The sequence below is a fragment of the Alishewanella sp. HL-SH06 genome, from assembly GCF_052656265.1.
Window position 1 is genome coordinate 3144197 of the sequence record NZ_CP199752.1, and the last position, 19269, is coordinate 3163465.

Consider the following 19269-nt stretch of genomic DNA (forward strand, 5'->3'; position numbering starts at 1 on the left):
TTAGCATCAAACACAAGTTTAGTGAGTCAACAAGGAAGTCCTGCCTACAAAATGACAGTTAAAGCCCGAGCCACCTCAATGAAAGCCGCTTTAATTTGGTTAGTTATGCTGATTTGTAGCATTACTTTGGCATTAACCTTGTTTCTCACGAATTATCTGGATTACCTGCGACAAAACACGCAACAACAAAACCAATTCAGTTCCTTGCTAAACATTATTGCAGTGAATGCCCAATCCAATTTACATCACAATAAACCAGAGCTAGAAGAACAACGCCTCAAAGCATTAGATTCGATACCTATGATTAAATATGTCCATATTTATCAATGGGATGATTCTGAAAACAAACTCAATTTTTTTGCCAGTTTTAATAAAGCAGATAGCGCTGCTTTACCTTCCCAACAGCATCGAGTCGAACACTTAACCACGTTAGCGGTTAATGATGATTTGATGGAGCAAAGCAAAGCCATCCTGCTAAATGACAAGTTGCTTGGTTATGTTTATTTAAGAGCAAGCCGCCAAGAACTGTTAAGCTCGCAGCGCCAGCAAACACTGATAAACCTGCTGATTGCCGCCATGGCACTGATATTATGCTTTTTTCTGGCATTTAAGCTTTTAAAATACTTTACCAAACCTATTAATACCTTATTGGCATTAGTACATCAGGTCGCCCGCAGTAAAGACTACAGTGTGCGCGCCCCGACCACTGAATTAACCGAGTTTAATCAGCTAAACCGGGCCTTTAATACCATGATGGATCGTATTGAAAATGAGCTGCACAAACGCGAACATGCCGAGCAAGAAATTAAACAATTAAACCAAAACCTCGAGCAAACAGTGACTGAGCGTACACTGGCATTAAAAACCTCCAATCAAGAGTTATTGAACACCCTAGCAACCTTACATAAATATCAAACGCAAATTGTCGAAACCGAGAAAATGGCCAGTCTCGGGCAAATGGTGGCGGGCATTGCCCATGAAGTGAATACTCCTATTGGGTTAGGCGTAACCGCGTCAACCTTAATGCAAGATCGTATTCAAGATATCGAACGCGCATTTGCCGATAAAAAACTCACGGCTAATCAATTAGAACGCTTTTTGGCTGATAGCAAAGAAAACCTTGGCATTATTTATAGAAATTTGGAGCGGGCGGCCGGTTTAATCAGCAGCTTTAAACAGGTAGCAGTAGATCAGTCTAACGAAAATCAGCGGCGCTTTAATTTAAAACAGTTGATTAATGAAGTGTTATTGTCATTAAGACCTCATTTGAAAAAAACACCGCATCAACTGACTGTGCAATGTCCAGACGACTTATTTATCATCAGCAAACCAGGGCCCATCAACCAAATCTTAATTAACCTGATTATGAACAGCCTTATTCATGCTTACGAGCCTAATAGCCAAGGTCATATTCTGATCAGTGCCGAGCAGCGCCAAAATCGCTGTTACTTGTGTTACAAAGATGATGGTAAAGGTGTTCCTGAGCATATTCGTAAACGTATTTTTGATCCCTTTGTTACCACTAAGCGCGGAGAGGGGGGTAGCGGTTTGGGTATGCACTTGGTCTACAACCTTGTTACTCAAGCTTTAAATGGCAACATTTACCTTGATAGTCAATTAGGGAACGGTGTAACAATTGATATCGACTTCCCCACCAGCGCACAGCCGCTGAAAAAGTAATTTCATTAACGATTGAAATATAAAGACTTAGTCATACTCTAATCGACAGTATCGGCAAATGTTAACAAAAATCTTGTTAACATTTGCCGTTTCACGCTATAATTAGCACTAATTTGACAACACAACGTCAAGTTTCCTTCATTTAAAAACTTAACTTTTACACTTCCTATATAAGGTTTAACTCCAATGCAAACACCTGTGATTCTAGTCGTTGAAGATGAAGAAGTTACCCGATTAAATCTGGTAAGTCTGTTCCAGGGAGAAGGTTATGATGTGATCGAAGCCATTAATGGCGATGAGATGCACAAAAAACTGGAGGAAAATCAAGTCAATCTAATCGTGATGGATATTAATCTGCCAGGAAAGAATGGCTTAATTCTGGCGAGGGAGTTACGCCAAAAAGAAAATATCGGCCTGATTTTTTTAACCGGCCGGGATAGCGAAGTTGATCGCATTTTAGGCTTAGAAATTGGCGCGGATGATTATTTAACTAAACCGTTCAATCCGCGTGAATTGACCATCCGTGCTCGTAACCTGCTCGGCCGTACCTCTGCTCAGCCTGTGGTTGAAGAACATAAAAGTGTCTTAAAGTTTAATGGTTGGACATTAGACGAAAACAGCCGCAATCTGACGTCACCAAGCGGCGTTGCCCGTCGGCTACCCAAAGGTGAGTATCGGGCATTACGTCTGATGTTAGACACCCCAGGTAAAATCTTTACTCGCGAGCAGCTGATCCGTCATATGACAGGTCGTGATTTACGGCCAAACGATCGGACTGTCGATGTGACAATCCGCCGTATTCGTAAACATTTCGAATCTGACGTGGATAGCCCAGAGTTAATCAGCACCATCCATGGTGAAGGTTACCGCTTTGTGGGTAAACTCGAAAAGTAATTAGTAACTTTCGATATATTGCTGCAGAGCAGTTAAATGCTGCTCTGTAGTAAAATGTAACTCCAAGATCCTTCGCTCTAAACCTGCTTGCTTTAAACTTGTTTCTTCTAATTGTCGTGCCTGCTCTTGCACCCAACGTAAACCAACCGCTGCCGCAGCGCCTTTAAGCTTATGCGCATTAGCTGCAAGATCTTCTTGATGCTGTTGTACTACCGCCTCTAATAATTTATTGATATAACCCGGTAACAGCTGCGCAAACAACGTCGCGCTGCGTTGCATGCCCTCTTTACCTAATGACTGCAGATAACTTTGTAAGGTCTTATCATCAAGAATGGCATTATCTTGTGTTGCAGTATCATCTTTAGTCTGAGCCTGCTCTAACTGTAAGCGCTTTAACGCACTGGGTGAAAACAGCTCAGCTAATAATAAATCTAATTTATCCGTATTTAGTGGCTTACTTAAAGCACCATCTAAGCGAATGTCGCTCAGTACTTGCTGCGCTTTTCGGACATTAGCACTGAGCATGACAATCGGTAAATTCGCTAAATGCGGCTCGGCTCGAATATGTCTGGCAATCACATCCCCATCCATATCAGGTAATTGCATATCGAGTAACACCAAATCTAAATCATCTTCCGTATCCAGTAAGGCTAAGGCATCCTCGCCTGTTTCAGCGTGGATCACGGTATGACCACGTTGCTCGAGTAAGGCAATGGCAATATCGGCGTTTAGCGGCACATCTTCAATGAGTAAGATGGTGAGCTCAGGACACGCAACCGGCTCAACTTTGGCGGGTGCATCGGCACTAATAATTGGTAAACCAACAATAAAGCAGCTACCCGTGCCTTGTTGGCTTTGCACGCGAATAGTCCCCTGCATCGCCTCAACAAGCACCCGTGATACCGATAAACCGATACCTGAGCCGACAATACTTAAGCGATGGCCATCTTGCGATTTATAATACATATCAAAGATACGCTCTTGCTCATGCTGCGCAATCCCAATACCGGTATCACTGACGCTAAGCAGTAACGACTCATCAATAATTTGACAGTCTAACTGTACCTGACCTTGACGCGTAAACTTAACGGCGTTGCTCAGTAAATTCCATAACACCTGCCGCAGCCGCGTAGCATCTAACAATAAATAACAATCCTGGTTGCCGCTGGTGGTTAGACTGAACGCAAGCCCCTTTTGCTGACAAATTAACTCAGCAAAATTGGCGATATCTTGTAAAAAGCGCTGCAGATGAACACTTTGATAAATAATATCAAGCTCACGCCGATCAATTTTATCGAGATCGATAATATCGTTAAAAATATTACCCAACGTCTCGGCACTGGTAAAAATAGTATTGGCCCAGCTAAATTGCTCTGTCGACAAATTGCTGCTGAGTAAGCGGCGCGATAAACCGACAATCCCATTTAACGGCGTGCGCAGTTCATGACTTAAGGTGGCAATAAATTGGCCTTTATCTTGATAGGCTTTTTCTAGGGCTTGTTCAGCTAATTTACGCGAGGTGATATCGCGCCCAAACCCTAACAAACCGATATACCGGCCTTGTCGATCATAAAAAGGCAGATGACGCATTTCAAACCAACTGATTGAATTGTCAGCTTGTTTAAATTCGATATCTAGCGTTAATTCGGTTTCAGGTGATGGTAAGCCATACTCAGACAAAATTGCCGCTTGTGGGCTATCAAAAGCATACAGCTTCGTTAAATCTTGCCCAATTAATTCGTGCATTGGCCGCGCCATTATGCTCTCAAACATTTTATTGCAACTGGCTAATAAGCCCTTTTCATCGCGGTAATAAAAAAGATCGGGTGAGCTATCAACAATCGAGCGGATTAATAAGCTTTGCTCAGCTAACTCCTGCTCAGTTTTGCGCCGCTCGCTAATTTCTTTTCTTAACTCTTCAATGGCTCGGCGTTTTGCTTCAAACGCTTTTTTCCGCTCTTCAATTTCAAAGTTAAGCTGGCGTATATTTTCTTGCATCGATTGGTTGAGTTGCCGCTCAGCTTGCGCAGAATCATCAACAAAACGCAAAGCGCCATCGAGTTTCAGCACTAAGTAAAACACCACCATCATCACGGAAGACAATAGCGGTACAACATAAATTAGTAATAACTGTAATTCGTGCAAGATCACTTCACGATCAAACACCGCGGTATAAGCAACATAACTGAGCAATACCAGCGTCGCTAACAGCACTACTAATAATATGCCTAATGGCCAATGCCCCCAATGCCGCACTCGGCTAGCAAATGCTTTAATTTGAGGGTGAACGGGATTTTGCATATAGAACACATTCCTGCTGTTTTGGGCTACGCGGCCAGCGATAACATCGCTATTAAAGCAAAAGAAATCACCTTAAAAGAAAGGCTGAATAAATTTTACCAGATAAGCAAACAGCCACTAAACTTACTAAGGTTAAGATGGACGTAGAGTAGCGGTTATTGCTTGCTTTGCCAATGCTATGGCCGTGGCGCTCAGCTCGAGGGCTCAGCAGTAAGTAACGCATAATTATTTGACTGTGATTAATACCAAGCAGTTGGATCTGTAAACGTTACTTTGTTGTAGCGGTTAAAAGTCACCAGCTTGGATTACAGCTTTACAAGGTAGCGCATACCTTAAGTGAAAACTGCACAAGCTCAGCATTAATGCCGCATTCAAAGGGTAAATCTCGCTTGCAATTTCACTAAAATATCGGTATACCTGTTAGCCTTTGAAAGTATAGATGGCTAAAAACGCAGATAAAAGCACGCTACAACTAGCTCTTCTTTTAACACTGCCGCACGGTTTTCACCGTAGCATCACAAATAAAAATCAGAATAATAATTCAAAAATAGTAAATATTTATTTTTTTCAGGATAAGTTTGGAGGCGTGTCATGGCGTTATATCAGCATAGTCAGGCAAGAGAGAACTGTGGCTTTGGGCTGATTGCGCACCTAGAGGGTGTCGCCAGTCACCGCATTGTGAGAACAGCTATCAATGGTCTGGATCGCATGCAACATCGCGGCGGTATTTCTGCCGACGGTAAAACCGGCGATGGTTGCGGCCTATTAATGCAAAAACCCGACAGTTTTTTTCGGGCGATAGCAGAAGAAAATCAGTGGAACCTGGCCAAAAAATATGGCGTAGGGATGATCTTTTTAAGCGCAGATCCGGTTAAAGCGGCCTTTGCTAAAGACATTATCAACAAAGAAATTGCCCGTGAAACACTCACTTTAGTGGCATGGCGCACCGTACCTGTTGATGCGAATGTGCTCGGCCCTTTGGCCTTGAGCTCCATGCCAAAAATTGAACAAGTGATCGTTAATGCACCACATGGCTGGGGTGATCACGATTTAGAGCGCCGGCTTTATATGGTTCGTCGCCGGGTTGAACAACAACTGGCTGAAGATGACGATTTTTATATCCCCAGCTTCTCTTCACTGGTCACGGTGTTTAAAGGCTTGATGATGCCGGCAGACTTGCCAAAGTATTATCTCGACTTAGCCGATATTCGCATGGAAACCGCCATTTGCGTGTTCCACCAACGTTTTTCTACCAATACCATGCCGCGCTGGAAGTTAGCACAGCCTTTCCGTTTCTTAGCGCACAATGGCGAAATAAATACCATCACGGGTAACCGGCAGTGGGCTCGTGCTCGGCAATACAAATTTGCCTCGCCACTATTACCTGATTTATTAGATGCAGCGCCCTTTGTCGGCCAAACAGGCTCAGACTCAAGCTCGCTAGACAATCAGCTTGAGTTGCTACTAGCCGGCGGTATGGACTTATTCCGTGCGATGCGTTTACTCGTGCCGCCTGCTTGGCAGGGTAATAAGGTGATGGATGATAATCTTAAAGCCTTTTACGAATTTAACTCCATGCATATGGAGCCATGGGATGGCCCAGCGGGTATCGTGTTAACCAATGGCCAGCATGTGGCGTGTAACCTGGATCGAAATGGCCTGCGCCCTGCTCGCTTTGTGATCACGCGCGACAAATTAATTACCTTGGCTTCTGAAGTAGGTATTTGGGACTACACCCCAGACGAAGTGGTGGAAAAAGGTCGAGTTGGCCCAGGCGAAATGCTGGCAATCGACACCATCAATGGCAAGATCTGGCGCTCAGATGAAATCGATTTAGATTTAATGCAACGTCACCCCTATCGCAGTTGGTTGACCGAAAACGTGCAGCGGCTGGTGCCTTATGAGCAGTATGAAACAGACTTAATTGGTAAACGGGCCTTTACTGACGATGAAATGTTGGTGATGCATAAACTGTTTAACTACAGTTATGAAGAAATCGACCAAGTGATGACGGTGTTAGCTAAAGATGGTCAAGAAGCCGTTGGCTCTATGGGTGATGATACGCCAATGGCCGTGTTGTCGCGCAAGCCACGCACCATGTTTGATTATTTCCGCCAGCAGTTTGCACAGGTGACTAACCCACCTATCGATCCGTTACGTGAATCGCATGTGATGTCATTAGCGACCAGTATTGGTCGAGAACACAATGTATTCAGAGAAACTGCCGGTTATGCACGGCGCATCCAGTTTGAATCTCCGATACTGATGTATTCAGATTTAAAACAACTGAAACAAGCCGACGATAAATATTATCGCCATCAAATTTTCTCGCTAAATTTTGACCCTGCCAAGCTAAGCTTGCAGCAAGCCGTGACCAATTTGTGCCAAGACATTGTTACCGCGGTGCGTGAGCAGCAAGTGGTTTTGGTGATTCTAACCGATCGCCGGATCAGCCAAGAATTATTGCCCATCCCCGCAGCCATGGCAGTTGGTGCCGTGCAACAAGCTTTGGTGAATGCACAGTTACGTTGTGACTCGAACATCATCATTGAAACTGCCGCAGCCCGTGATTCTCACCACTTCGCGGTATTAATTGGTTTAGGCGCGACGGCAATTTACCCGTTTTTAGCCTACGAAACCGTTGAACAGCTGGTTGAGAAAGGTAATGTGGCGCTAAGTGCACGTCAGGCGGTGTTGAATTACCGTAAAGGGATCAACAAAGGCTTGTACAAAATCATGTCGAAAATGGGGATCTCTACGGTAGCAAGCTACCGTTGTTCAAACCTATTTGAAGCCGTGGGCATTCATGCCGAAGTGGTACAACAATGCTTTGCTGATATTTCTTCACGCATCAGTGGTGCAAGTTTTGCCGACTTCCAGCAAGATGCGCAACAACTGGCAAATATCGCTTGGTTAAAACGCAAACCGATGAATCATGGTGGCTTACTGAAATATGTACACGATGGTGAATACCATGCCTACAACCCCGATGTGGTGCAAACGCTACAAAAGGCTGTACGCAGTGGCGATTACAAAGAATATCAACAGTACAGTGCCTTAGTTAATCAGCGGCCGATCGCGCATATTCGCGATTTATTTCAACTAAAACCGGTAGCAACACCGCTGCCATTAGCCGAAGTTGCCGCTGCAGAACACCTATATCCTCGCTTTGATAGTGCGGCAATGTCGATTGGTGCTTTAAGCCCAGAAGCGCATGAAGCCTTAGCGATTGCCATGAACCGTTTAGGCGGTCGTTCTAATTCTGGCGAAGGCGGTGAAGATCCACGGCGTTTCGGTACAGAAAAGAACTCGAAAATTAAGCAAGTCGCGTCCGGTCGTTTTGGTGTCACTCCGCATTACTTAGTCAATGCCGAAGTTATTCAAATCAAGGTTGCGCAAGGTGCTAAGCCGGGTGAAGGTGGTCAGCTGCCGGGCGAAAAAGTCACTGCCGAAATTGCCCGTTTACGTTATTCGGTTCCGGGCGTGACGTTAATTTCGCCCCCTCCGCACCATGACATCTACTCGATTGAAGATTTAGCGCAGCTTATTTTCGATTTAAAACAAGTTAATCCACAAGCGCTGATCTCGGTTAAATTGGTATCAGAGCCTGGCATCGGTACTATTGCCACAGGTGTGGCGAAAGCCTATGCCGATTTAATTACTGTTTCTGGCTATGACGGCGGCACGGGCGCTAGCCCACTGACCTCAGTAAAATATGCCGGTAGCCCTTGGGAGCTGGGTTTAGCAGAAGTTCATCAAGCGTTAGTGGATAACGGTTTACGGGATCGAGTGCGCTTACAAGTTGATGGCGGCCTAAAAACCGGCTTAGACGTGGTTAAAGCGGCCATCTTAGGCGCTGAAAGCTTCGGTTTTGGTACTGGGCCAATGGTGGCGCTGGGCTGTAAATTCCTGCGCATCTGTCACTTAAACAACTGTGCTACGGGTGTGGCCACTCAAGATGCCACGCTACGCCGTGATCACTTTAATGGCTTACCTGAAATGGTGATGAACTATTTCACATTCTTAGCCCAAGAAGTTCGTGAACTGATGGCGCAGTTAGGTGTAACTGAACTCACTGAGCTGATTGGTCGCACTGATTTACTCGACTATAAAGCGACCGAAACACTAAAACAAAGCCGTTTAGATTTATCACCGATCCTCGAATCTAGTGGTGTGAAATCCGATAAACCGCTGTTTTGTGTACAAAACAATACGCCATTCGATCCGGGTGCGTTAAACCAGTTATTGGTTGAAAAGTGCCAGCAAATGGTCAGCCGTAAAACCGGTGGTCAATTGAACTTACCGATCCGCAATACCGATCGTTCCGTCGGCGCCGCCTTGTCAGGCTTAATTGCTCGCCAGCATGGTAATCAAGGTATGGCAACCGATCCGATCCGCGTTAAGTTTGTGGGTACTGCAGGTCAAAGCTTTGGTGTTTGGAATGCCGGTGGCTTGCATTTATCTTTGCAAGGCGATGCCAACGATTATGTCGGCAAAGGCATGACCGGTGGTCAAATTGCCATCTTCCCAGCAAAAGGCGCCAGCTTTGCTAGAAACGGTTTTACCATTGCCGGTAATACCTGCTTATACGGTGCAACTGGTGGCCGTTTATATGCCGCAGGTCAGGTAGGTGAACGTTTCGCGGTGCGTAATTCGGGTGCCCTAGCAGTAGTCGAAGGGACCGGCGATAACTGCTGTGAATATATGACAGGCGGTGTTGTGGTGGTTCTGGGTTGCACCGGCGTGAACTTTGGCGCAGGTATGACTGGTGGTTTCGCCTATTTGTTAGATGAGCAAGATGATTTAGCGTTACGCTTAAATGCCGAATTGGTTGAAGCCCTCGAGGTCGAAACACCGATCCTGCAAGAACATTTGCGCAGCTTGTTACATCAACATGTTGAAGAAACGGGCAGTGACAAAGCGCAGCGTATTTTAAATGATTTTACGCATTATTTACCGAAGTTTAAGCTGGTTAAACCTAAAACCAGCGATGTAAATACCTTGCTTGGACACCGCGCTCGCTCTTCAGCAGAGCTGCGTGTGCAAGCGATGTAAGGGAGACGTTATGGCTCAGAATGTATACCAATTTATTGACGTAAAACGGATTGATCCGCCAAAACGCTCACTAACAGAAAGAACAATTGAGTTCGTTGAAATTTATCAGCCACTGACCGCCACTCAGGCAGAGGGTCAGGCTGACCGCTGCTTAGATTGCGGTAACCCCTACTGCGAATGGAAGTGCCCCGTGCATAACTATATTCCGCAGTGGTTGAAGCTGGCTAACGAGGGCAAAATTGTTGAAGCGGCAGAATTGGCGCATAAAACCAACAGCTTGCCTGAAGTGTGCGGCCGTGTTTGCCCACAAGACCGTTTATGTGAAGGCGCTTGTACCTTGGATGAAGGTTTTGGTGCGGTAACTATCGGCAGTATTGAAAAATATATTACCGATAAAGCCTTTGCGATGGGCTGGCGACCCGATTTATCGGCGGTAGTTAAAACCGATAAGAAAGTCGCGGTTATTGGTGCAGGCCCGGCGGGTTTAGCCTGTGCGGATGTGTTGGTTCGCAATGGTGTTAGCCCGGTGGTATTTGATCGTTATCCTGAGATTGGCGGCCTACTGACCTTTGGTATTCCGCCGTTTAAGCTGGAAAAAAGCGTATTACAACTGCGCCGTGAAATCTTCAGCGAAATGGGTATCGAGTTTAGGCTTAATACCACCGTCGGCGTAGATGTTAGCTTCGACAGCTTACTGGATGAATACGATGCGGTTTTCTTAGCCTTAGGCACCTACACCCCAATGAAAGGTGGCTTACTGAATGAAGACGCCGCTGGCGTTTATGAAGCCTTGCCATTTTTAATTGGTAATGTGAATAACCTTATGGGTTGGCAAACCGAGCATCCATTTGTCAGCTTAAAAGACAAAACAGTCGTGGTATTAGGGGGCGGTGATACGGCGATGGACTGTGTTCGCACTTCGATCCGCCAAGGCGCGCATAAAGTCAGTTGTGCTTATCGCCGCGATGAAGCCAATATGCCGGGGTCACGCAAAGAAGTACAAAATGCCCGCGAAGAGGGTGTTGAGTTCTTATTTAATTTACAACCTTTGGGTATTGAGTTAAACGATGCGGGCCAAGTGTGTGGTGTTAAAGTGATCAGCACACAATTAGGTGAGCCAGATGCCAAAGGGCGTCGCAGTGCCGAGCCGGTGCCAGGTTCAGAACAGATACTCCCCGCCGATGCGGTGGTAATCGCTTTTGGTTTTCAACCAAGCCCACCAAAATGGTTAGTTGATATGGGTATCGCCTTGGATAACAAAGGCCGTGTCGTCGCCAGTGAGCAAAGCCCTTATGCCTTACAAACCAACCAGCAAAAAGTGTTTGCCGGTGGTGATATGGTATTAGGCTCTGATCTGGTGGTGACCGCCATCGCCCAAGGCCGTAAAGCCGCAGAAGGTATTTTAGATTATCTGCAAGTCTAATTAACACCTACGTTGTCGCTCGCCGCTGTTGTTATAAGCACAATAGCGGTGAGCTCTTCCCCTTAAATATGCCTTTTACCTGTGGCTACTTCAGATCACTCGCTATTGCCGTTTAGCTTTTAACGACTCGTTTAGCCTTATTACATAGCTTACAAGGCTTAAGAAAGTGCCCTGCGACAACAAGATGCTTCATCGCTGTAAAATAAATGCACGTTTTACTGGCATAAAAGCGCCATTTTATCCAACAAAAAATGCTAAAATAGCCGTCGATTATGGCGTAAAACTCCGCTTGGGCGGATCGCATGGCCAACAGCACCAACGTTAGCTAACAGGGGAATAAATGCGTTTATCATGTTTGAGTATATTACTTTTTTCGACCATCCTCAGTGCTGAGCAACCCCTGTCAACGCCGGTGCAAGCTGTCATCTCTGCCGCAGAGACAACACCTGAAACTCATTCTGCAGAGACGACTCAAACCCGCCTCCCCGAGACAGATGAAGCTTCGAACAGTTTAAACGCGCCGCTGCCCGCTGTAGCGACTGAGCCCTTAGTCCTTCCGATATCAAAGCCGGAATTACCGATGCTGCCGCCTGCAGATTACGATGTGATGTTACTCGGCGGCGGTATGCCGATTTGTAGTTCACTGGCCCCGGCCCATTGTGCGGAAGAGGCAAGTTTTAGTGCGCTGGCTAAAACGCAGCTGCGCTATGCCTTAGATCCGAGTCAATTACAATTATTGGCTGCTGCACCTATTTTTAGCAGCGAGCGTCAAGCTTTACAGCAACAAGTTGTCGCCTTGCTCAATTTGTTACAAACCACCTTCAATGGTGAATTTACAGCAACGGAACTGACGACTCTTTGGCGAGCTTTACCCGCACAGCCCGAGAGCGATGCACTCAGTGGCGAAGCCTTATGGCAAGCCCTTTCTGAGCGTGAACACAAAGCAATTTTAGATTACCTTGAAGTGGCGACTTTCAGCGCTGATCGGCAATATCGCTTAACCGAGCAAGCAGACTTAGCCAATTCGATTGATCAACAAGCCGTGGCCTTATACCAACAGTTAGTGAGTTTAGCGACAGCGAAAGCCACGAGCAAAGGCCGCAGCCAAGCAAAAGTATTGCTGATCACCGCCGCGGCAAGCGACCCCTTTGCCAGCGTCGATCTGTATTTAGATATTTTTCGACAAGCGGGCGCAGAGGTGGCTTGGCTACCGCTAAACGCAGCGTTAACCCAGGCGCTTAGCAGTAAAAACTGCGCAGCTTTAGCTGACGCTTTCGCTGAGCAGAATGGCCGCTATCGTCGCGAGCAAGTGTATGCCGATCGCTTTTCTTATCAACAACAGTTCTGTCAAAAAGGCGAAAACGAACTAATTAAACTCATTCAGCAAGCCGATGCCTTATTTTTTAGTGATGGTGATGTAACGCTATTAACCGCGGCACTGCGCCAACCTGACGGTACGGCAACCGCCGCGCTTAATGCCATTTTGGCCGCTTTGCAACAAAATAGCCTACTGCTTGCAGCAAGCAATAACGCCGCAGCGGCTTTGAGTGGCGGTCAGTTATTTGCTACTGCTCCGATCCCGATGTTAAGCAGTGGCGACAGTTATCATGCCCTACAATATGGTGCCAAAGCCGCCACTGCGCCGTGGCAAGGCTGTCAGAAAGAACAGCGCTGCCCGAATAATAGCAGTGAGCGACAGCTGACTTATACTACAGATGGCGGGCTAGGCTTATTTCCACTGGGTATCGTAGACACACAGTTTGCTGAGCGTGGCCGTCAAGCCCGCTTACTGGTGCTGCAACAAGCTAGCCAAAGCCGCTTTGGTTTTGGTATTGACGAGAACACGGCACTATTAGTTGATTTAGGCCAATGGTCGGAGGCAAAGGCCCAACTAACGGTGGTCGGCAGTGGTGATGTGACGCTTAGCGTACTGCAGCCAGAATCAACGCCCAATGTGTTATTGGCAAGCTATTACTTGCTCAGTGCTGGCGATACTATGCTGTGGCAAACAACCGAACCGCAGCTGTTTCCGGCAAACGACAAAACGGCATTACCACAATTTGCCGAGCCGTTGCGCAGTAAAAGCCCGATCTTTACTCGAAGCCATTTCCGTGAGTTTAGCCGTTCGCTCTGCCGCAGTAACTTAATCAGTGCCAGCATCAGTGAGCCGCCTTACACGATTAAGCTGACGAAGCAGGATAACTGTTATCAAGCCGAGACAGGTAAGCTAAGCTATCGGCAATTGCTCCGCATTATTAACCCGGATTAACGGCGATGATAGGCTTGCCCCAGGGCGCAATTGTCATTTCGCCCTGGCGGCTTTATTTTAACACTGAAAATAAATTACTACGCTGATCGGTCCAGTACACATGAGGTTGCAACGGGCGTGGCCAATTTTTGCTGTGCTGCTGCATCACGGCTTGTGTTAAAAAACGTTGATTACGACTTAAGATCACCCACTCTGTCGCTGCTGGGTTTTGTGCATCAGCCGCTGTGGGTAAAAATAGCGCTTGTAAACCCAGTTGGGCTGCATGATTACGCAGCACACTGCTTAGATCTAAATAGTTATTCGAGATATGCACTAACAACACGCCATCTGGCATCAGGTGCTGCCAATACAACGCCATCGCTTCTGCAGTGAGCAAATGCACCGGAATGGCATCACTACTAAAGGCATCTAACACCAATAGGTCAAACTGCTGACTGCCGCTGTTTTGCCATTGCTCTGCTAGCACCTGGCGAGCATCGCCTAATATCACCTGCGGCTTGGCATCACTATTAGCTAAATAACTAAAATGCTGCTGCGCGGCACGGATTACAGCAGGATTGATTTCATAAAACTGGTAATCATCGCCCGCTTGGCCATAAGCCGCTAAAGCCCCCGCCCCCAGACCAACCAAACCGACTTTACGCCCTTGCAACTGCGCCGCGGTGCGACTGGGATCAGCCGGTAAAAAGTGCTGCAGCGCTAAAGCCACGCCGGTGCCTGCACGATAATAACTCAGTGGCTGCTGTGCTTGTTCAGCCGCTAAGTACTGCGCACCATGGCTGGTTGTGCCATCAATTAACTGACGCTGCCATTGCCCTGCGACATTGGCATCACGCACCGTTAAACTGCCATAAAAGTTTCGACTTTTACTGACATCATGCTGCCCAAGCCACGATTCCGCCGACCAAAACACGCCCATAAACAACACACCTGAACATAACGCTAGCGCGGTTTGCCAACGCGCTTGTTGTCGCCAGTTAACTAACGTGACCAGCCATAAAATGGCCAGTAACACCAACGGGAACTCCCAATACTTTGTGAAGATAACAGGCGCCAGTAAATTGACCAGTACGCCACCGAGCATACCACCGGCCGCCAGCACTAAATAAAAAGCCGTTAAAGCACCGTGTGCCGGTTTACTGCGCGCCAGCTCACCATGGCAAAGCATGCAGCCGCTAAATAACAACAGCAAATAAAGTAATAATTGCGAATACAAATCAAACTGGCGGCCTAAAAAGTACAACAGCAACGCCATTAACAAGCAAATAGCAAACAAATATAGCCAAACCGAGCGCTGATACCAGCTATCACGGTTAAAGACTAAGGTGAAGCTTAATAAATACAACGCCAGCGGGATCACCCATAAAAACGGTACTGGTGGGATATTTTGAGTAATTTGCTGCGTTACCGCTAACAGTAAAACCACGCCCGCAGCGGCTAATGCCAGCCAAAAGCCATAAGGCTGACCGCGTAATTGTAAAGGTGCGACCGCCTCAGCTTTGCTGCCTTGCAAGCTTCGCCAGAGCAGCAAAGTCATACTTAGGCTGAACAACACAAAGCCCAGAGCCCAACTTTGACGTTGCAGATCAAGCGCTAAATAAGGCTCAACTAAAAAAGGATAAAGCAATAAACCAGCAAAGGAGCCTAAATTTGATAAGGCATATAACCGATAAGGTGAGCGCAGCGGAAAGACATTAGCAAACCAATATTGTAATAAGGGCCCGGTTGCTGCTAACACGAAATAAGGCAAGCCCACGGTACGAGTTAACAGCCATAAAATATCCAACAGCGGATAGGCGGTGGCAGCACTGGCACCAGGGTTAATTAAACCCAGTAAACTACCCAGCGCCACGAGCACTAACAGAGCATGCAAGCCCCGCTGTTGTTTTAAATTAGCAAAGCGCGTCAGTAGATGAGCGTAAGCATAGCCGGCTAATAACAGTGTTTGGAAAAATAACAGGCAAGCGGCCCACACCTGAGCGCCCCCACCAAACTGCGGAAGCAGCCAACGCGCTAACATCGGCTGCACTAAAAATAATAGGGTTGCACTTAACAAAATGGTCAGCGGAAACAGTGCCAAAACGAGCCCCTTGCGAGAAAAAAGCCAAGCCTATACAAAGCAAGCCATCGCAGCAAGTACTACTCCTTTGCAAAGGTACAAAGTCACTAAATTTGTCGACTAATACCACATCGGGTAGACTTGCTCTTTTGTAGTAAGGCCCCGCGGCTCAACTGGGTGTTGCCTTACAGCACTAAAAACTAAACACTAAACACTAAACACTAAACACTAAACACTAAACACTAAACACTAAACAAAAATTATCACTAAGATGCGCCAAGCGCACAACAAAGGTCTTATTATGGGAAACTTTAAAGTACCGCACACCCTGACGCTACTCTTTAGCATGATGGTGCTTGCGCTAATCGCCACCTGGATTGTGCCGCAAGGCTTCTTTCAAACCGAGACACTGGCCAATGGCCGGTCTGTCGTGCAAGCAGGCACTTTTACCTTGGTGGACGAGCGTAGCTATTTATCACCTTGGCAATTATTAACCGCCATTCCACGTGCTTTTGCTTCAGCGCAAGATGTGATCTTTTTTGTGATGATTTTAGGCGGTGTGTTATCCATTGCCCGCGCTACCGGAACGGTCGACGCGCTGATCGGCCGTTTGTTAGATCGCTTTGGTACTCAACCTCAACTGCTGATTTTTATGGTGGTATTTTGCTTTGCCATGGCCTCGAGCTTTATTGGCACGGCGGGTGAATATATACCGTTTGTGTTGATTTTAGTGGCGCTGTGTAAAGCGATGCGACTCGATGCAATGACCGCAGTGGGTATGACCGTTGCCGGTTATGGTATTGGCTATGGCATTTCAGCCGTTAACCCCTTTACCTTAGTAATCGCCCAGCAAATTGCCGATATTCCTATTTTATCCGGTTGGCCGCTGCGCGCAGCGATTTTCCTTCCCTTTGTGTTAATTGGCTTTCACCATGTCTGGTCTTACTCTAAAAAAGTGCTCGCCGATCCCAACCAGTCGATGGTCAAAGATTTGCCCTGCCCGCTAGGTGACAAGGCCGCAGTCAATTATCCAGCGCTAACCTTGGCACACCGCATGGTACTGGGCAGTTTTGTGCTGACGATTGGTATCGTGGCCTACAATATTCGGGTTAACGACTGGTATTTATATGAACTGGGCGCTGCGTTTATTGCTTGGGGGCTATTTACCACATTAGTTAGCAATATTTCCGCCGACACGGCGGCCAAAAAATTTATTGAAGGCACCATGGATCTGACCACTACTGCCATCTTAATTGGCGTTGCTCGCGGTATTTCATTGATTTTAGAAGATGGTCAGGTACTGCATTCACTGGTGCATGGCATGTCGATGCCACTGTCGTATGTTGGGGCTGAAATTGCCGCCATCGGCATGCTGGTCATTCAAACGCTGTTAAACTTTTTTATCCCTTCTGGTAGTGGTCAAGCTTATGTCACCATGCCGCTGATGGTGCCGCTGGCCGATCTGTTAGAAATACCACGGCAAGTGGCGGTGTTGGCTTACCAATTTGGTGATGGCTTTTCTAATATGATTATTCCCACCAATGCGATTTTAATGGGCATTATTGGTATTGCCGGTATTCCTTATGGCCATTGGTTCCGCTTCTGCTTGCCGCTGATCTTCAAGTTAATGTTGGCATCATCCGTTGTTTTGGTTTTAGCCGTGATGTTTGATTACGGTGATGATGTGCAGCCTGAACTAAGCACGCAACAGACCACCGTGTTAGAGAACGCGGCTTAAGCAGCAACGCAGGCAAGTTAGCGTATCACTTTGCATCCGTGACGTTAACTTGCCGCCATGCAGGCTTTGTCATACAGTAACGTTATTCTATATTTTTAGGTTTCCGCTATGAAGCAAGCCCGGCAAATTGCCGAGATTATCTTAAAAGGCTTTCGCAAACACTTTCGTTTATTTCAGCAAGTCACCGGCAGAGCCTGGCAACGTTTTGAACAAGCCGATTGGCAAGCCTATCAGCAAGATAGTTCAGAGCGGATCCAGTTTTACGATATACGGGTGAATGAAACCATCGCTAACCTGCAAGCCCAGTTACCTGCCGAATGCTTAAACGAACCCCTATGGCAGCAAGTGAAGCAGCATTATTTAGAATACCTGTTATTTCACCCGCAAGCCGAATTGGCTGAAACCTTCTATAATTCGGTGTTTTGTCGCTTATTTGCCCGCAAATACTTTCATAATCAAAATATCTTTGTCGAATCAACCTTAGACAAACAGCATCTACCTGCCCCTATTTCATCCGTATATGAAAGCTATTTTCCGGCACAAGCCGGCTTGAAGCAGTCTATTCGTAATATTATTGGAGCCTTTGGTTTTAAAACGCCCTTTATCGATTTAGAGCATGATATACGCTGTATCCTGCGCAGCTTTATTGCTCAGTCGAGTCATGGTGCTTATCCGGTGCATTTAATTCGTTTAGATATTTTACGCACACCGTTTTTTCGTAATAAAGCGGCCTATATTGTTGGCCGAGTGGTCAGCCCAGAAGGACAACAACCTTTTATTATTCCGCTATTACATGACACTAAGCGCGGCCTGTACCTTGATACTCTTCTGACCGATCCTCAACAAATGAGTATCATCTTTGGCTTCTCACGCGCGTATTTTATGGTGGAGTGCCCCGTGCCCTCAGCGCTGGTGCATTTTCTACGTGAACTGCTGCCGCATAAAACCCTAGCTGAACTCTATGCCGCGATTGGCTTACATAAACAAGGCAAAACCGAGTTTTACCGAGAGCTCTTGTCACACCTCAGTCGCAGTAAAGATCAGTTTGTCGCCGCGCCAGGTACCCGGGGTATGGTGATGATGGTATTTACGCTGCCGTCTTTTCCTTATGTTTTTAAAGTGATCCGCGATAAATTTGCTGAAAGTAAGCCGTTTGACCGTGCGACCGTCAAAGCCCGCTATCAGTTAGTAAAAGGACACGACCGCGTCGGCCGGATGGCGGATACCTTAGAGTATTCCGATGTTGCCTTACCCAGAAACCGCTTTGATGCCGATTTATTAGCCGAGTTACAACACAGTATTGCCGGTTCCTTGCAGATCGAAGATGACTTAGTCGTGATTAAGCACCTGTATATCGAACGACGCATGGTGCCATTGAACTTGTATTTAGAGCAGGCCACTGATCAGCAAAAAGCCTTAATTATGGATGACTACGGCCTCGCGCTTAAAGAAATGATCGCCGCCAATATCTTTCCTGGCGATATGCTCTTGAAAAACTTTGGCGTTACGCGACATAACCGCGTGGTATTTTATGATTATGACGAAGTGCAGTATTTGTTAGATGTGAATTTTCGCTCTTTGCCCAAAACCGATAGTTTTGAAGATGCAATAAACGCAGAAGCGAATTGCTGGGCCGAGCCCGGCGATGTTTTTCCAGAACAAATTGCCACCTTTGTGACACCGCAAGCTCAGATCCGTGAGTTACTGTTTAGTCAGCATCCTGAATTATTGGATGCCGCCTATTGGCGAAAAAAGCAGTATCATATTCGCCAAGGCATTGTGGAGGATATTTTTCCTTACCCGCAGGCGATGCGCTTTAGCCAACGTTATTCCCGTTAAATTAAGCTGAG

Annotated in this window: 9 protein-coding genes; 7 read left to right on the plus strand and 2 right to left on the minus strand. The window is 46.5% G+C overall.

Annotated features, from left to right (window positions below):
- The first annotated feature begins 51 nt into the window (after positions 1–51).
- The gene (locus ACUJFK_RS14610; RefSeq protein ID WP_445425312.1) at positions 52–1680 is read left to right on the plus strand and encodes a sensor histidine kinase; all 1629 of its coding nucleotides are present in this window, start codon (positions 52–54) and stop codon (positions 1678–1680) included.
- Between the two features lie 186 nt (positions 1681–1866).
- On the plus strand, positions 1867–2574 hold the full coding sequence (arcA, locus tag ACUJFK_RS14615; protein WP_226752290.1) for a two-component system response regulator ArcA: 708 nt from the start codon (positions 1867–1869) through the stop codon (positions 2572–2574).
- Here arcA and ACUJFK_RS14620 read toward each other — a convergent pair whose 3' ends face one another.
- Positions 2575–4875, minus strand: coding sequence for an ATP-binding protein (locus ACUJFK_RS14620; RefSeq protein WP_306177559.1), 2301 nt, complete (start codon positions 4873–4875; stop codon positions 2575–2577).
- Positions 4876–5466: 591 nt separating this feature from the next.
- Here ACUJFK_RS14620 and gltB point away from each other — a divergent pair.
- The 3 genes from gltB (at position 5467) to ACUJFK_RS14635 (ending at position 13622) form a co-directional block, all read left to right on the plus strand.
- Complete coding sequence (gene gltB, locus ACUJFK_RS14625; RefSeq protein WP_445425313.1) at positions 5467–9930, plus strand: glutamate synthase large subunit; 4464 nt, start codon at positions 5467–5469, stop codon at positions 9928–9930.
- 10 nt (positions 9931–9940) lie between these two features.
- Complete coding sequence (locus ACUJFK_RS14630; protein ID WP_229586439.1) at positions 9941–11353, plus strand: FAD-dependent oxidoreductase; 1413 nt, start codon at positions 9941–9943, stop codon at positions 11351–11353.
- 340 nt (positions 11354–11693) lie between these two features.
- Positions 11694–13622, plus strand: a complete 1929-nt coding sequence (locus ACUJFK_RS14635) for a cyanophycinase (RefSeq protein ID WP_445425314.1) — start codon at positions 11694–11696, stop codon at positions 13620–13622.
- 52 nt (positions 13623–13674) lie between these two features.
- On the opposite strand, the gene ACUJFK_RS14640 is transcribed toward ACUJFK_RS14635, so the two are convergent.
- Positions 13675–15702 carry a spermidine synthase gene (locus ACUJFK_RS14640; protein WP_445425315.1) on the minus strand — a complete coding sequence of 676 codons (2028 nt, stop codon included), beginning with the start codon at positions 15700–15702 and terminating at the stop codon, positions 13675–13677.
- A 280-nt stretch (positions 15703–15982) separates the two neighbouring features.
- Here ACUJFK_RS14640 and ACUJFK_RS14645 point away from each other — a divergent pair, with 280 nt between their 5' ends.
- Both ACUJFK_RS14645 and aceK read left to right on the plus strand, forming a co-directional pair.
- Entirely contained in the window at positions 15983–17419 is a 1437-nt protein-coding gene (locus tag ACUJFK_RS14645) for a YfcC family protein (RefSeq protein WP_226752281.1), read from the plus strand.
- A gap of 108 nt (positions 17420–17527) precedes the next feature.
- A complete protein-coding gene (gene aceK, locus ACUJFK_RS14650) occupies positions 17528–19258 on the plus strand; it encodes a bifunctional isocitrate dehydrogenase kinase/phosphatase (protein ID WP_445425316.1) in 1731 nt (576 codons plus the stop codon).
- Positions 19259–19269 lie beyond the last annotated feature (11 nt).

Bases quoted from the DNA above. Each gene is read 5' to 3' on its own strand.
- ACUJFK_RS14610 (WP_445425312.1), top strand. From the start codon at position 52: ATGACAGTTAAAGCCCGAGCCACCTCAATGAAAGCCGCTTTAATTTGG.
- arcA (WP_226752290.1), top strand. From the start codon at position 1,867: ATGCAAACACCTGTGATTCTAGTCGTTGAAGATGAAGAAGTTACCCGA.
- ACUJFK_RS14620 (WP_306177559.1), bottom strand. From the start codon at position 4,875: ATGCAAAATCCCGTTCACCCTCAAATTAAAGCATTTGCTAGCCGAGTG.
- gltB (WP_445425313.1), top strand. From the start codon at position 5,467: ATGGCGTTATATCAGCATAGTCAGGCAAGAGAGAACTGTGGCTTTGGG.
- ACUJFK_RS14630 (WP_229586439.1), top strand. From the start codon at position 9,941: ATGGCTCAGAATGTATACCAATTTATTGACGTAAAACGGATTGATCCG.
- ACUJFK_RS14635 (WP_445425314.1), top strand. From the start codon at position 11,694: ATGCGTTTATCATGTTTGAGTATATTACTTTTTTCGACCATCCTCAGT.
- ACUJFK_RS14645 (WP_226752281.1), top strand. From the start codon at position 15,983: ATGGGAAACTTTAAAGTACCGCACACCCTGACGCTACTCTTTAGCATG.
- aceK (WP_445425316.1), top strand. From the start codon at position 17,528: ATGAAGCAAGCCCGGCAAATTGCCGAGATTATCTTAAAAGGCTTTCGC.